Below are 15,023 nucleotides of genomic sequence, written 5' to 3'. Positions count from 1 at the left end.
GCATGGATCTCGGCGACGGGATCCTGCTCCGCCCGCTCCTGGCCGGTGACGGCGCAGAGCTCGCCGCGGCGTACACGCGCAACCGCGCGCATCTCGCGCCATGGGAGCCCACGCGACGTGAGGACTACTACACGACCCAGCGCCAGGACGAGCTCGTCACCCGCACGCTGCAGGATGCCGCGGACGGCCGCACCGCGGCCTACGTGCTCACGGACGATCGCGGGCGCCTCGTCGGGCGGGTGAACCTCAGCGACATCGTGCGCGGCGCGTTCTGGAGCGCGCATCTGGGCTACTGGATCGACGGCGCGATCGCGGGGCGCGGCATCATGCGCCGGGCGGTCGCCGCGGTGAGCGTCCAGGCCCGCGACGATCTCGGGCTGCACCGCCTGCAGGCGGCGACGCTCGTGCACAACATCGCCTCGCAGCGTGTGCTCGCAACCACCGGATTCGCCGAGATCGGCCAGGCGCCCCGCTATCTGCGGATCGCAGGCCAGTGGCAGGACCATCTGCTGTTCCAGCGGATCCTGGAGGATCCGGTCGACGAGACCCTCTGACCGGCGGTCAGCGTCCGGCGGGCAGGTCCTTGATCATGTTCGTGATCCGGATCGTCGAGCAGCGCCGGCCCTTCTCGTCGCTGATCGCGATCTCGTGCACCGTGATGCTGCGGCCGAGATGGACCGGGGTGCAGACGCCGGTGACGATCCCGCTGGTCGCGGAGCGCGTGTGCGTGGCGTTGATGTCGACCCCCACGGCGAGACGGCCGGGGCCGGCGTGCAGGTTCGCGGCCATGGAGCCGAGCGATTCGCCGAGCACCACGTAGGCGCCGCCGTGCATCAGGCCGACGGGCTGGGTGTTGCCCTCGACGGGCATCGTTCCGACGCAGCGCTGCACGGAGAACTCGGTGAAGCGCAGGCCCATCTTCTCCGCCAGCGCGCCCATTCCGCGCTCGGTCGCCCAGTCCAATCCAGGGCTCGTCCGCGCGGTGTGCGCATCCGCCGGTTCGCTCACCCGGACCTCCTCGTTTCGATGTCCGCGGTGATCGTTAGGCTGGCAGTGTGACGGACTCCGTAAAGCCTACCCTCATGGTCGTCGACGGCCATTCGCTCGCCTACCGGGCGTTCTTCGCCCTCCCGGTCGAGAACTTCACGACCAAGGACAACCAGCACACGAACGCCATCTACGGCTTCCTGTCGATGCTGGTGAACCTGATCAAGGCCGAGCGGCCTACTCATCTGGCGATCGCTTTCGACACCTCGCGTCACTCGTTCCGCACGGATGTGTACCCGGAGTACAAGGCGACCCGCTCCGAGACCCCGTCGGAGTTCCGCGGCCAGATCCCGCTGCTGCAGGACTGCCTGGCCGCGATGTCGATCCCGGTGCTGATGAAGGAGGGGATCGAGGCCGACGACATCCTCGCCACGCTCGCCGCGCAGGGATCCGCGCAGGGCTTCGACGTGCTCGTCGTCTCCGGCGACCGCGACACCATCCAGCTCGTGAACGACGAGGTCACCCTGCTCTACCCGAACGTGCAGGGCGTGTCCCAGCTGAAGCGCTACGACCCTGTGACGGTGCAGGAGCGCTACGGCGTGCGGCCCGAGCAGTACCCCGACATCGCCGCCCTCGTGGGCGAGACCAGCGACAACCTGCCCGGGGTGCCGAAGGTGGGCGAGAAGACCGCGGTCAAGTGGCTCACCCAGTTCGGCACGCTCGACGAGCTGCTGGAACGGTCCGGCGAGATCAAGGGCGTGGTGGGCGGCAACCTCCGCGACCACATCGACGACGTCCGTCGCAACCGCAGACTGAACCGGCTCCTGCAGGACGTCGAGCTTCCCGTGGGTCCCGCCGATCTCGCCGTGACCCCGATGGACGCGCAGGCGGTGCGCGACATCTTCGCCCGTCTGGAGTTCCGCACGCTCCTGCCCCGCGTGTTCGAGGCTGTGGGGGAGGACGCGCCGGAGGAAGACGGCTCCGCCACGGTCGCGCTCCCTGCCGCGGGCGAGCTCGCCGCCGACGGCGTGGCCGCGTGGCTGGAGGCCGCGACCGGCGAGGTCGCGGTCGAGGTCACCGTCTCCGGCGGTCTGCCCCAGCGCGTCGGGCTCGCCCACGGCGACGACCTGGTCGAACTCTCGTGGGCGCCGGGGGTGCAGGCCGCGCTGAGCGACTGGCTCGCGTCGGACGCGCCGAAGGTTCTGCACGATGCCAAGCCGCAGGTGAAGGCGCTGCGGACGGCGGGTGTGCGCCTCGGCGGGCTCGCCTACGACACGAACCTGGCGGGCTGGCTGCTGCGCCCCAGCTACCCGGACAAGAGCCTCGCCGACCTCGTCGACCGCTATCTGGGGGAGAAGCTGCCCGAGGCGGATCCGACCCAGCTGGTTCCGGAGACCGAGGGAGCATCGCCGGCCCAGCTGGCCTGGTTCGCGGCGCGCGTGGCGGCAGCCCTGCGCGCCGACGTGCCCGAGGATGTGGACCGGGTGCTCCGCGAGATCGAGCTGCCGACGCTGATGGCGCTCGCCGACATGGAGCTGGCCGGGGTCGCCGTTTCGCATGAGATCCTGTCCGGCTTCTCGCAGGAGCTGGGCGAGCGCGCGTCTTCGATCGCGGCGGAGTCGTTCGAGATCATCGGGCGCGAGGTCAACCTCGGCTCGCCGAAGCAGCTGCAGGAGGTGCTGTTCGAAGACCTCGAACTGCCCAAGACGCGCAAGACGAAGACCGGATACTCCACCGACGCCGCGGTGCTGGTCGATCTGCAGGAGAGCAACCCGCACCCGTTCCTCGACCTGCTGCTGCAGCACCGCGAGGCCACCAAGCTCCGCCAGATCATCGAGTCGCTCGACGTGGCGATCCGTGCGGATCACCGCGTGCACACCACCTACGTGCAGACCGGCAGCCAGACCGGCCGGCTCTCCAGCACCGACCCGAACCTGCAGAACATCCCGGTGCGCACGGAGGAGTCGCGGCGGATCCGCAGCGCCTTCCAGGTCGGCGAGGGCTACGAGACCCTGCTCACCGCGGACTACTCGCAGATCGAGATGCGGATCATGGCGCATCTCAGCCGTGACGCGGGTCTGATCGAGGCGTTCAACTCGGGTGAGGATCTGCACCGCTTCGTGGGTGCGCGGGTGTTCGGCGTGGAGCCGGAGGAGGTCAGCTCCGCGATGCGCACCAAGGTGAAGGCGATGTCGTACGGCCTGGTCTACGGGCTCAGCGCGTTCGGCCTGTCGAAGCAGCTGCGCATCGAGCAGTCCGAGGCGAAGCAGCTGATGATGGAGTACTTCGCGCGGTTCGGCGCGGTGCGCGACTACCTGCGCGCCTCCGTGATCGCGGCCAAGGAGGTCGGCTACACCGAGACGATCTTCGGGCGTCGCCGACCCTTCCCCGACCTCGCGAGCCCGAACCGCGTGCTCCGCGAGAACGCCGAGCGGGCTGCCCTGAACGCGCCCATCCAGGGCAGCGCCGCCGACATCATGAAGATCGCGCTGTTCCGGATCCACGCCGACCTGCTCGCGCAGGGGCTCTCGTCCCGCGTGCTGCTGCAGATCCACGATGAGCTCGTCGTGGAGGTCGCCCCGGGGGAGTGGGACGCCACGGAGCGCATCGTCCGCGACCGCATGGCTGGAGCCGCTGATCTCTCGGTGCCGCTCGATGTGCAGGTGGGCCGCGGCGCCGACTGGAACGAGGCGGCGCACTGACGCGGGGCGGTCCTGTGGTTAGGCTCGGGGGATGACCGCAGAGCAGCCCACGACGCGCACGCCCTCCGCCATCGACCAGATCGCCGAAGGCTGGGTCGACACCCTCACCGAGATCTCACCGATCCTCGGCACCTACATCGGCCGCAACGAGGTCAACGCGCGCCTCGACGACTTCAGCCCCGACGGCCATGAGCGCGCGATCGCGGAGACCCGCCGGGTGCTCGCCGAGCTCGACGCGCAGGACCCGGTCGACGAGATCGACCGGGTGACCCAGACCGACCTGTCCGCCGAGCTGCGGCTCTCGCTCGAGCAGCACGACGCCCGGTGGCATCTGCGCGACCTGAACGTCATCGCCTCGGCCGCGCAGGACGTGCGCCAGGCGTTCGATCTCATGCCCACCGCGACGGCCGACGACTGGAGCGTGATCGCCGAGCGGCTCGGCGCGGTCCCCGCCGCGATCGAGGGCTACGTCGCGACGCTCCGCGAGGGCATCGCCCAGGGCGTGGTGCCGGCCCGTCGCCAGGTCGTCGAGGTCGCCACGCAGATCGCGCGGTACACCGCCGACGACGGCTTCTTCGCCTCCTTCGTCGCGGAGGCGGATCCGGACGAGGGTCAGCTGCCCGCCAGCCTCGCGCGTGATCTCGCGGATCGCTCCGCGGCGGCCCGCGTGGCCTACGACGGCCTGCGCACCTTCCTGAGCGCCGAGCTGGCGCCGGTGGCCGGAGAGCAGGACGCGGTGGGGCGCGATCTCTACGCGCTCGCCTCGCGGCGTTTCCTCGGCGCGACGATCGACCTCGACGAGACCTATGAGTGGGGTCGCGAGGAACTGGCGCGGATGGTCGCCGAGCAGACCGCGATCGCGAACGAGATCCTGCCCGGATCCACCGTCGAGGAGGCCGTCGCGCATCTGGAGGCGGATCCGTCCCGCAAGCTCGTCGGGACCGAGGCGCTGCAGCGCTGGATGCAGGAGACCAGCGACCGCGCGATCGCCGAACTCGGGGCCTCGCACTTCGACATCCCGGAGCAGATCCGCGAGCTCGAGTGCATGATCGCGCCGACGCAGGAGGGCGGGATCTACTACACCGGTCCGACCGACGACTTCTCGCGCCCAGGCCGGATGTGGTGGTCGGTGCCCGAAGGCGTCACCGAGTTCGACACGTGGCGTGAGCTCACGACCGTCTACCACGAGGGCGTGCCGGGACATCATCTGCAGATCGCGCAGGCGACGTACAACCGCGCAGAGCTGAACACCTGGCGCCGAGTGCTCGCGGGCACGTCGGGGCACGCCGAGGGCTGGGCGCTGTACGCCGAACGGCTGATGGCGCAGCTCGGCTACCTCGACGACCCGGCCGACCGGCTGGGCATGCTCGACGGGCAGCGCATGCGCGCGCTGCGCGTCGTGCTCGACATCGGCGTGCACCTGGGCAAGCCGCGGCTCGACGGCGAAGGCGTCTGGGACCACGACTACGCCCTCGACATGATGCGTCGCAACGTGAACATGTCCGACGAGTTCCGCCAGTTCGAGGTGAACCGCTACCTCGGCTGGCCGGGCCAGGCGCCGTCCTACAAGGTCGGTCAGCGGATCTGGGAGCAGGTGCGCGACGCCGTCAAGGCTCGCGAAGGCGACGGCTTCGACATCAAGGTGTTCCACAAGCGCGCCCTCGACCTGGGCGGCGTGGGACTGGACACCCTGCGCTCCGTCTTCCAGGTCGGCTGAGCGCCCGCGGAGGTCGCAGGAGGGGTCGTGGGAATGTCCGCGGCCCCTCCTCAGTTCATTCAGGTGAATAGAAAAGGGGTCGGGATGAACATCGAGTTCGGACTGGACACATTCGGGGACATCACCGTCGGCGAGGACGGGAAGCCGCTCAGCGGCGCGCAGACGATCCGCAACATCGTCGAGCAGGCGGCACTCGCCGACTGGGTCGGTGTCGACTTCATCGGGGTGGGGGAGCACCACCGCCGCGACTTCGCGGTGTCGAGCCCGGAGATGGTGCTCGCCGCGATCGCGTCGCGCACGGAGCGCCTGCGCCTCGGCACGGCCGTGACGGTGCTGAGCTCCGATGACCCCGTGCGCGTCTACGAACGCTTTGCCACGCTCGACGCGCTCTCCGGCGGTCGCGCCGAGGTCGTCCTGGGGCGCGGATCCTTCACCGAATCCTTCCCGCTGTTCGGATACGACCTGCGCGACTACGACCGCCTCTTCGAGGAGAAGCTCGAGCTCCTTGTCGAGCTGCTCAAGGAGGAGCCGGTGACCTGGCAGGGCACCCTCCGCTCTCCTCTGGAGAACGTGGACGTCTTCCCGAAGACCGAGAACGGGATGCGGGCCTGGGTGGGCGTCGGAGGATCGCCGGAATCGGTCGTGCGCGTCGCGCGGCACGGTCTCGGCCTCATGCTCGCGATCATCGGAGGCTCGGCCGCGCGATTCCGCCCGTTCGTCGATCTGTACCACCGCTCCGTCACCGCGTTCGGGAACCCGGCGCTGCCAATCGCCGTGCATTCGCCGGGGCACATCGCCGACACGGACGAGGAGGCGTGGTCCACGGCCTACCCGGGCTTCGAGACGATGCGCAACACCATCGGCGCCGAGCGCGGCTGGGGTACCGGTTACAGCCGGGCCCAGTTCCAGAACGAGGTCGGCCCGGCGGGCGCCGTGTACGCCGGGTCGCCCGAGCGGGTCGCCGCGAAGATCGCCGACACGGTCCGGACGCTGGGCGTGGGGCGCTTCGACCTCAAATACGCCACCGGGTCGATGCCGCACGAGGCGCTGATGCGCAGCATCGAGCTATACGGCACCGAGGTCATCCCGCGCGTGCGGAGGCTGCTCGCGGACGACTGACGTCCGGGTGCGGGCGGCGGCCCCGCGGCCTGCGGCATCGTAGGCTGAAGGGATGACCGCGGTTCGCTTCGTCGCTATCGGAGACTCGTTCAGCGAGGGGGTCGGGGACGAGCTGCCCGACGGATCGGTGCGCGGGTGGGCGGACATCGCCGCGCAGGGCTGGGCGGACGCGCGCGGCGAGTCGATCGCGTACGCGAACCTCGCGATCCGCGGGCGTCTGGCCTGGCCCGTCGTCGAGCAGCAGCTCGAGCCGGCGCTGGCGCTCAGGCCGACGCACTTGTCGTTCAACGCGGGCGGCAACGACATGCTGCGTCCGCGCGCCGACATCGAGCACATCGCCGACGCGTTCTCGCGCGTGCTGCGGCGCTGCGATGAAGCCGGCGCGACCCTCATCGTGCTCTCCGGCGCCAATCCCTCGGCAGGGCTGCCGCTCGCGTCCCTGATCCAGCGGCGCGGGGACGAGCTCTCCGCCGCCGTGCTGCGACGGATCCAGGACCGCCCGGATGTGATCCAGGCGCTGAACTGGCCGGATCGGGAGCTCAGCAAGCCCGTGTACTGGGCCGAGGACCGTCTGCACATGAACGCGAACGGCCACCACCGGGTCGCCGCGCGGGTGCTGGACGCGGTCGGCGCGGGCGCGCCCGCCGAATGGTGGAACGCGGCGACGCTGCCGGAGGACGAGCGGCTGGGAACGGCCGAGTACTACCGTCGGCACGTGGGACCGTGGATCAGGCGCCGGGTCACCGGCCGGTCCTCGGGCGACGGCCGCCGGCCCAAGTTCGGGGAGTGGACCGAGATCGCTCCGCGCGACTCCGCCGGCGACTGAGGCGGAGAGCCCGCCCCCGGGTCAGCGGTGCACGCGGGAGAGGAATTCGATGGTCGCCGGATGCTGCGGCGCCTCGAAGAGCTGCTCCGGCGGCCCCTGTTCCACCAGCACGCCGTCCTTGAGGAACACGACCCGATCGGCGACCTCGCGCGCGAACGACATCTCATGCGTCGCCATCAGGATCGTCGTGCCGCGGTTCTTGAGTTCGCGCACCAGATCGAGCACCTCGCCGACGAGCTGAGGATCCAGCGCACTGGTGATCTCATCCAGGAGCAGCAGCTCCGGTTCTGTGAGGATCGCCCGCACGATCGCCACGCGCTGCTGCTGTCCTCCGGACAGGCGATCCGGGTAGGCGCCGGCCTTGTCGCCGAGCCCGAGAGCAGTCAGCAGTTCGCGCCCGCGGGCTGCGGCCTCGGCCTTCGCGGTGCGGTGCACCCAGCGTGCGGCGAGCGTGACGTTGTCCAGCACGGTCAGGTGCGGGAACAGGTTGAAGTGCTGGAACACGACCCCGATCCGCGCGCGGATCGCGTCCGCGTCCGCGCGCGGGTCGGTGATGTCGGTGCCGGACAGGAAGATCTGCCCGTCGTCGACGCGCTCGATGAGGTTCATGGTGCGCAGCAGCGTCGACTTGCCCGAGCCGGACGCGCCGATCAGCACCACCACCTCGTGCGGGGCGACGGCGAGGTCGATGCCCCGCAGCACGTCGTGGTCGCCGAACCGCTTGCGGACGCCGACGGCCTCGATCACGGGGACGGTCATACGATGCCTCCGGACTGCTCGCGCTTGTTGAGCCTCGCCGTCACCACATCCGTGAACCGGATCATCGGCCAGCTGAGGATCACGAAGAACAGCCCCGCGACGAGGTAGGGCGTGAAGTTGAAGGTCTCGGCGACCTGCAGCTGCGCGGCGCGCACCGCATCGACCGCGCCGAGCACCGAGATCAGCCCGACGTCCTTCTGCATCGACACGAAGTCGTTCATCAGCGCGGGGACGACCTTGCGCACGCCCTGCGGGATCACGACGATGCGCAGCGTTTGGCCGTGCGTGAGGCCCAGCGACCGTGCGGCGACCCGCTGCGACGGGTGCACGGCGTCCATGCCGGCGCGGAGCACCTCCGCGACATAGGCCGAGTAGCTGATGACGAGGGCGATCGTGCCCCAGAACATCGCGGGCATGCGCGGGAAGATCATGAGCGCCGGGATCCCGAAGCCGACCAGGTACAGCACGATCAGCAGCGGGACGCCGCGGAAGAAGTCGGTGTAGGCGGCGGCGAGGAGCCGCAGCGGGAAGAACACGGGCCCGCGCAGCGAACGCAGCGTCGCGAGCAGTGTGCCGAGCAGCGCGACGCAGATCGCGGAGATCACCAGGACCAGCAGGTTCAGCAGCAGGCCCTGGAAGATCGGCCCGACGCTGGCGAGCGCGACCTTCGGGTCGAAGAAGGTCTCGCGCACGACCTTCCACCCGGGGGTGTTCACGACCGAGAGGATCAGCACCGCCGCGAGCACGACGCTGCTCCCGAGCGCGACGAGCACCGACCGGGTGGTCGCTCTGCGGCGGAGTGCGCGACGGGACAGCTCGAGCGCGCTCGGCTGCCACGTCGCCTCGAGGGGGACTCCGGTCACTTCAGGACAGGCACGTTGACGGCCTCGCTCAGCCACTTCTTCTGCAGACCGTCGAGCGTGCCGTCGGCGCGCAGCGCATCGACGGCCTTCGTGACGGCGGGGGTCAGCGACGATCCCTTCGGCAGCACGAACGCGAACTGGTCGCCGCCCTTGTCATCCGCGAACTGCCCGATGACCGTGCCGTTGTCGAACTGCGCGCCGGTCACGTAGAACGCGCCGGGCAGATCCGTGATCATCGCGTCGATCTGGCCGCCCTTGAGCGCCTGCACGACGTCGTCGACCGAGTTGAAGACGGCCAGGTCGCCGGTGCCGATCTGCGCCTTGGCGACCGTGTAGCTGGTGGTGCCGGTCGCGACGCCGATCTTCGCCTTCTTCAGATCCGCGATGCTCTTCGCCGAGGCCGCGGGCGTGCCCTTCGCGGCGACGACCGCCTGCGTGGTCGTGTAGTACGACGAGGAGAAGTCGACGGCCTTCTTGCGGTCGTCCGAGATCGAGAACTGCTGGATGTTCAGATCCCAGTCTTTCGGCCCCGGCGCGATCGCGGCGTCGAACCCGGTCCTGGTCCAGACGATCTGCTTGTCCGCGTAGCCGAGCTTCGCGGCGACCGCGTGCGCGACGGCGGACTCGAAGCCCTTCCCGTTGGACGGGTCGTTGCTGATGAACCAGGGCTCGTAGTCCGGGTCCCCCGTGGCGATCGTGAGCTTGCCCGCGGTCACGGTCTGCAGGGCGGCGCCGGTGGAGGCGGGATCGCTCGAAGGCGTCGAGGACGAGCCGCTGCACGCGGCGAGAGAGAGGGCTGCGGCGACGACGGTGGCGACGACCACGGCACGCCGGAGGGCGGGAGCGAAGGGCACGGGGACTCCTGGAGAGCTGCGAAAGGGTATTCCTACAAGGGTAGGGGACTGCTTCATACCGTAGAGGACTCCGCGAGCCGCCAATCCGCGAAGTCGAAACCGGGGGACACGAAGCACGACACCAGGACCTCTTGGTCGTCCAGCGGACGAGCCGCCTGCCAGACTCCGGCGGGCACCAGCGCCTGCGCCTGCTCACCCGCTCCGAGCACCACGACATCCGCGTCGCCGGGAGCGGCGGCGTCGGCGGAGCCGCCGAGTCGGAGTTCGAGTCGGCCCGGCCCATGCCACAGCCAGAGCTCGTCGCTCGTGACGACGTGCCAGGCGCTCGTTTCGCCGGGAGTCAGCAGATAGTGGATGCACGTGGCGGCAGGGCGGGTACCGCCCGCCGTCTCGATCGGGTGGGAGCTGGTCCAGGTGCGTCGGAACCACCCGCCCTCCGGATGAGGTTCCAGGCCGAGACGGAGAGCAGTTGCGGGAGCGGGTTCGGTCATGCGGGATCTCCGGATTCGGTCGGGGCGTCGGGTGCGTCGAAAGCGGGCACGGCGTACCGGAGCTCGCCCGAGATGATCGTTGCCGCCGCGCGTCCCGCCCCCGCCTCCACGAGCTCGACGAGCGCGTCCGGGCCGGCCGCGACGTCGAAGAAGGCCAGGTCGGCGAGCGCGCCGACGGCGAGGTAGCCGGTGCGATCGGGGCCGACATCGATCCCCATCGCATGGGCTCCGCCCAGGGTCGCGGCCCCCAGCAGGCGCGCGTGCAAATCGCGGTCCGTGTAGCCCTGGGAGCGGGCGATCCTGGCGAGTTCGGCGACATCGGAGAGCAGGTCGAGGGACGGGCTGGACGACAGCGAGTCGGTGCCGACGGCGATCGGGCTGCCCTCGCGGAGATAGGCGGCGATCGGCGGGTCTTCGAGGCCGATCACCGCGTTCGAGCGCGGGCACAGGGCGACGGTGGTGCGTCGTTCGCGCAGGATCGCGCGATCCCGCGCGCTCATGTAGACGCCGTGCGCGATGTGGCAGTCCGGGCCGAGCACGCCGAGCTGGTCCACGAACTCGGTGGCGCTCGTGCCGAATCCGGCGTCGCGCAGCTCCTGGAAGCTGCCCAGCCCCGCGGTGTGCCAGTCGCGCGCGTGGTCGTGTGCGAACTCGCTCTCGAACGCCGCCTCACCGAGGTGGATGTGGATCCGTCCGCCGCGCTCACGGACGATGTCCGGGATCTCCAGCAGCGGCTCGATGTCGAGCGAGTACGGGGCGTGCGGGGAGAGCCCGGTGCCCGGGGGTGTGGGCAGCGAATCCAGCGCCTGCTCGACCTGACGGCGTCCGGTGCGCGCCCAGTCGGCGTTGGTCCAGCTCATCACCTCCCAGTAGGTGATGCCGTGCAGACGCGCGTCGTGCAGCGCGGAGGAGGCGCTCACATCCGTCACGACATCGGCGGCGGCGGTGGTGCCGGATCCGATCAAGCGAGACGCCCCGTCGGCTGCGTCCGCCGCCCAGTCCCTGCCCCGTTCGTAGACCGGATCAAACGCCCGGGCCCAGTCCTCGAAGCCCTGGTAGCGTCCCCGCCCGACCTCGGCCATGCCCGTGTACTGCAGGTGGGTGTGCGCGTTGACCAGCCCCGGGGTGAGGACGCCGGGCCAGTGCACCTCGACCGGGTCGATGCCGCGGTCCTGCAGGGAACGCCGCACCCAGGAGCGTTCGCCGACATGCAGGATCCTGCCGTCGCGGACAGCCACGGCCCCGTCGGCGATGGGCGGCGCGGTGACCGGGATCACCAGTCCCGCCGAGTACAGCGTCACCCGGCTCATGCCCAGACCTCCCGGTAGCGCGGCGAACGCCAGTCGCGTTGCGCCTGCTGCTGCGCGGCGCTCGGGGTTCCGAGGTGCTCACCACGCGCGCGGAGGGCGGCGAGGGCGACAGCATCGTCGGCCTCGGACGGGAACGCGTGCACTCCCGCGGGGAGGGACGTGCGAAGCAGCTGCGCGACCGCGGAGAGCTGCACGGCGAAGGACAGGTCCATGATCTCGATCGGGTTGCCCTCGGCAGCGGCGAGGTTCACGCAGCCGCCTCGGGCGACGAGCAGCGCGCCGTGCGCGACCCGGTCGAGGTGCGGCACCGTGACCCCGTCGAGGACGTGAGGCCGCAGCACGGCGGGATCCACGTCGACTTCATCCGGCACGCCTCCGGCGACCGCGACGACGTGCGCGACGGCCAGGATCGCGGCGTCGATCGTGTGCGGCGCGCCGGTCGCCGAGATCACCAGCGAACCGGGCGCGAAATCGCTCAGGACTCCGGTCGCGTACCCGTCGTGCGCCGCACGGAGCGCACGCACCGGATCCGTCTCGGTCACGGCGACGGCGACGCCGAGGGCTCGGAGGTGGGCGGCCACCCCCTCGCCGACGGGACCGTACCCCACGACCACCGCGGGCTGATCGCGCAGGCCGATCCCGGCGCCCTCGAGCACGTCGCCGATCGCGAACACGCAGGACTGGCCGGTGCCGTAGCGGTTGTCGAAGGCCGTCTTCATCGGCGCGTCGTTGACCGCGACGACCGGGATCCGCAGAAGACCCTGCGCCTCCATCAGGCGCAGCGGGGTGAGCCCGCTCGTGGTCTCCTCGGCGGCGCCACGGAGGGCGTCGGTGAGCCCCTGCTCATGGGCGAGCCGGATCAGATGGGATCCGTCGTCGAGCAACAGGTCGAGGCCGCGCCGCAGGAAGGCGACTGCGGCCGCGCGTTCGGCCGCGCCGCTCAGCGCCGGGTCGCCGTCGACCGGGATCCCACGGGCTCGCAGCGCCCGGGCGACCTCGACGTCGATCTCGTCGGGGTGCGCATAGACGGACACGGTGGCTCCGGCGTCGCGGAGCATCAGCGCGAGCTGCGCGGTCTTCGGTTCGAGCACCATCGCGATCCCGATCCGAACGCCCTCCACGAGGTGCGCCGCGCGCAGCTCGGCGGCGACCCCGGCCGAGACCGGCATGTGCGCCCCGGCGAAGTCGATCCGCTCGTCGGCAGATCGCCGCAGCGGGAGGGGAGCGCCCTGCAGCGTGATCTCGGGTTCGGCGCCGGGGGCGAACTCGACTTCTCCGTTGCCGAGATGGGCGCCCAGTCGCTGCAGCATTGCACGGACCTCTGCGGCGATCAGGTCGGTGCCGACGACCGACACCGTCCGCCCGGCGAGCAGGAGGTTGGTCTCGCGGGCGAATCGGCGCACGAGGCGCTCGGCGGTGAGGAGGGCGTCGGGCACGTGATCAGCGTAGACGCTTCGCCATGCCCGGCCGCGCCGTGCGGGACTGCTACGCGAGAGCGTCCGACGGCCGACGCAGCCGATAGGTGAGCTCGGCGAAGGGGCCCGCCTGGCGCACCGAGACCAGCTCGAGCCGGGAGTGGTCGAGATCCCGAGGCAGCAGCGGCTTGCCCGCGCGCAGGGTGGCCGGGGCGAAGGTCACCACGATCTCGTCGAGCAGTCCCGCGTCGACGAACTGTCCGGCGAGATCACCGCCGCCGACGATCCAGATGTCGCGGTCCTGCGCGGCCGCGACGATCGTGTCCCAGTGATCGGAGACGGATCCTCGGACGAACCGGATGTCGGCACCCGGCACCGCCGGAAGCTCGCGCGAGGTGAAGACGAACGTGGGACGATCGCCGTAATACGTCTGCCAGCGATCCGGATGCGCGAGCAGCTCCTCCTCCCTGAGCACCCACTCGTACGTGGAGGATCCCTCGACCATCACGCCGATGCCGGCGGTGAAGGCCGCGATGTCGGCCGTCGCACCCTCTTGCGGGATGGACAGCAGCCAGCCGAGCGAATCGTCGACGTCGGCGAGGAAGCCGTTCAGCGTCGAGGCGGTGTAGAAGATCGCGCGTGTCATGCCGTGACGCTACGCCCCGGCGCCGACATCGCCGGCCGAGGCGGCGTGACGCGCACGATGCAGCTGCCATTCGCGGGCCGTGAGGATCACGATGAAGACGTCGAACAGCGTCAGGGCGAGCATCCACCAGCTGAAGCGCACGATCAGGTCGTAACACTGCAGCGCGATGAAGACGCCGAGGGCCGCCAGCATCCACGGATAGGCCCAGAGCTGCTGCCGCAGCAGCGCCCAGACCAGGACGACCTTGATGATGCCGTGCAGCAGCAGGTACGCGGCGGCGAACAGCGTGGTCTTGGCGCCCCAGGAGTCGCCGAGATGGATCGCCCAGTGGAACACCGGTGAGCTCTCGTGGCCCACCAGGAGGAAAGAGACGACGTCGCCCAGCCAGTCGCGCAGCGTCGCAGCGGAGATGAACAGCAGCGCGAACCCGCCGATCAGCTCGAACGCCCCGTCGAGCCCCTTGAGCACGATGCTCACGGCGAACACCCGGTCGAGGGTGCGGTGCGGGGCTGCGACGGTCATGCGCCGATGTTACGGGCGCGGCGTGTGATCCGCCTGGGCTCGTAGGCTGGGTCGCGATGAGCGATATCGAGATGCGTGCACTGCCGGCCGGCGCCGTCGAGCTGCATGACGCCCGATCGAGGCGGCGCTGGACCGTGCAGCTGGAACCGTTCGAGATCGGGGTGTTCGCGGTCACGGAGGAGCAGATCTCCGAGCTGCTCGGGATCACTGCCGAGCACCCGGATCGTCCGGCGGTCGATCTGTCCTGGCAGCGCGCGATCCGCGTGTGCAACGCGGCTTCCGAGTGGGAAGGCCTGGATCCGGTATATCGGTTCGACGGGGCGGAGGTGCAGTGGGACACCACTGCCGACGGCTATCGCCTTCCGACCGAGGCCGAGTGGGAGTACGCGTGCAGGGCGGGGTCCCGCGCGCCGCACTACGGGCCTCTGGCGGAGGTCGCCTGGACGGCTGAGGATGGCGTGCGGCACGCGCAGCGCGTGGGGGAGCGGATGCCGAATCTGAACGGGCTGTTCGACACGCTCGGCAACGTCTGGGAGTGGTGCTGGGACCTGCTGGATCCGGCGCGCTACGGCGACTACCGGGTGTTCCGCGGTGGCGGGTTCGCCGACGACGCGTGGAGCGTGCGCGCCGCCGTGCGCCGGGGCGGGGATCCGCGCACTGCACAGGACGACCTCGGGTTCCGCCTCGCACGCGGCGGGTTCGACCGCGCCGACGCAGCCCAGGGCTGGTCGCTCGCCGCCGACGAGGAGCGTGCCCTGCTGGCCGGACCGCTGCCGAGCGGCTGGACGCCGCGGCGCTGATCGACACGCCGG

General features: G+C 70.5%; 15 protein-coding genes. 6 read left to right on the top strand and 9 right to left on the bottom strand.

Going from position 1 to position 15,023, the window contains the following annotated elements:
- Positions 1–2: 2 nt before the first annotated feature.
- Positions 3–554: a GNAT family N-acetyltransferase gene (locus tag ABD882_RS05860; RefSeq protein ID WP_345185266.1), complete on the top strand. Its 552-nt coding sequence runs from the start codon at positions 3–5 to the stop codon at positions 552–554.
- Positions 555–561: 7 nt separating this feature from the next.
- Here the strand turns inward: ABD882_RS05860 and ABD882_RS05855 are convergent, their stop codons facing one another.
- Positions 562–939, bottom strand: coding sequence for a hotdog fold thioesterase (locus tag ABD882_RS05855; RefSeq protein WP_345185847.1), 378 nt, complete (start codon positions 937–939; stop codon positions 562–564).
- A 116-nt stretch (positions 940–1,055) separates the two neighbouring features.
- On the opposite strand from ABD882_RS05855, the gene polA reads away from it, so the two are divergent.
- The 4 genes from polA to ABD882_RS05835 all read left to right on the top strand — a co-directional run bounded on the left by polA (position 1,056) and on the right by ABD882_RS05835 (position 7,351).
- Entirely contained in the window at positions 1,056–3,689 is a 2,634-nt protein-coding gene (polA, locus tag ABD882_RS05850) for a DNA polymerase I (RefSeq protein ID WP_345185265.1), read from the top strand.
- 31 nt (positions 3,690–3,720) lie between these two features.
- A complete protein-coding gene (locus ABD882_RS05845) occupies positions 3,721–5,406 on the top strand; it encodes a DUF885 domain-containing protein (protein WP_345185264.1) in 1,686 nt (561 codons plus the stop codon).
- An 84-nt stretch (positions 5,407–5,490) separates the two neighbouring features.
- On the top strand, positions 5,491–6,525 hold the full coding sequence (locus ABD882_RS05840; RefSeq protein ID WP_345185262.1) for an LLM class flavin-dependent oxidoreductase: 1,035 nt from the start codon (positions 5,491–5,493) through the stop codon (positions 6,523–6,525).
- 52 nt (positions 6,526–6,577) lie between these two features.
- Entirely contained in the window at positions 6,578–7,351 is a 774-nt protein-coding gene (locus tag ABD882_RS05835) for an SGNH/GDSL hydrolase family protein (RefSeq protein WP_345185261.1), read from the top strand.
- 21 nt (positions 7,352–7,372) lie between these two features.
- Here the strand turns inward: ABD882_RS05835 and ABD882_RS05830 are convergent, their stop codons facing one another.
- From ABD882_RS05830 to ABD882_RS05795, 8 genes are read right to left on the bottom strand one after another with little or no spacing between them, the layout of a single operon-like run.
- Positions 7,373–8,110 carry an amino acid ABC transporter ATP-binding protein gene (locus ABD882_RS05830; RefSeq protein WP_345185259.1) on the bottom strand — a complete coding sequence of 246 codons (738 nt, stop codon included), beginning with the start codon at positions 8,108–8,110 and terminating at the stop codon, positions 7,373–7,375.
- Positions 8,107–8,973 (bottom strand): amino acid ABC transporter permease, encoded by an 867-nt coding sequence (locus ABD882_RS05825; RefSeq protein WP_345185257.1) that lies wholly within the window; start codon positions 8,971–8,973, stop codon positions 8,107–8,109. Before ABD882_RS05825 ends, ABD882_RS05830 begins: the two co-directional genes overlap by 4 nt.
- The gene (locus tag ABD882_RS05820) at positions 8,970–9,827 is read right to left on the bottom strand and encodes an ABC transporter substrate-binding protein (protein ID WP_345185256.1); all 858 of its coding nucleotides are present in this window, start codon (positions 9,825–9,827) and stop codon (positions 8,970–8,972) included. Before ABD882_RS05820 ends, ABD882_RS05825 begins: the two co-directional genes overlap by 4 nt.
- 53 nt (positions 9,828–9,880) lie before the next feature.
- The gene (locus tag ABD882_RS05815; protein ID WP_345185254.1) at positions 9,881–10,318 is read right to left on the bottom strand and encodes a cupin domain-containing protein; all 438 of its coding nucleotides are present in this window, start codon (positions 10,316–10,318) and stop codon (positions 9,881–9,883) included.
- Positions 10,315–11,628 carry an amidohydrolase family protein gene (locus ABD882_RS05810; protein ID WP_345185252.1) on the bottom strand — a complete coding sequence of 438 codons (1,314 nt, stop codon included), beginning with the start codon at positions 11,626–11,628 and terminating at the stop codon, positions 10,315–10,317. Before ABD882_RS05810 ends, ABD882_RS05815 begins: the two co-directional genes overlap by 4 nt.
- Positions 11,625–13,064: an adenosylhomocysteinase gene (locus tag ABD882_RS05805; RefSeq protein ID WP_345185251.1), complete on the bottom strand. Its 1,440-nt coding sequence runs from the start codon at positions 13,062–13,064 to the stop codon at positions 11,625–11,627. Before ABD882_RS05805 ends, ABD882_RS05810 begins: the two co-directional genes overlap by 4 nt.
- A 49-nt stretch (positions 13,065–13,113) precedes the next feature.
- Entirely contained in the window at positions 13,114–13,689 is a 576-nt protein-coding gene (locus tag ABD882_RS05800; RefSeq protein ID WP_345185249.1) for a dihydrofolate reductase family protein, read from the bottom strand.
- A gap of 9 nt (positions 13,690–13,698) precedes the next feature.
- Positions 13,699–14,211 carry a DUF2127 domain-containing protein gene (locus ABD882_RS05795; protein ID WP_345185248.1) on the bottom strand — a complete coding sequence of 171 codons (513 nt, stop codon included), beginning with the start codon at positions 14,209–14,211 and terminating at the stop codon, positions 13,699–13,701.
- Positions 14,212–14,267: 56 nt separating this feature from the next.
- Here ABD882_RS05795 and ABD882_RS05790 point away from each other — a divergent pair, with 56 nt between their 5' ends.
- Complete coding sequence (locus ABD882_RS05790; RefSeq protein WP_345185246.1) at positions 14,268–15,011, top strand: formylglycine-generating enzyme family protein; 744 nt, start codon at positions 14,268–14,270, stop codon at positions 15,009–15,011.
- Positions 15,012–15,023 lie beyond the last annotated feature (12 nt).

The sequence above is a fragment of the Microbacterium panaciterrae genome, from assembly GCF_039541635.1.
Classification (GTDB): Bacteria; Actinomycetota; Actinomycetes; order Actinomycetales; family Microbacteriaceae; genus Microbacterium; species Microbacterium panaciterrae.
This window is presented reverse-complemented; position numbering and strand designations above follow the sequence as displayed.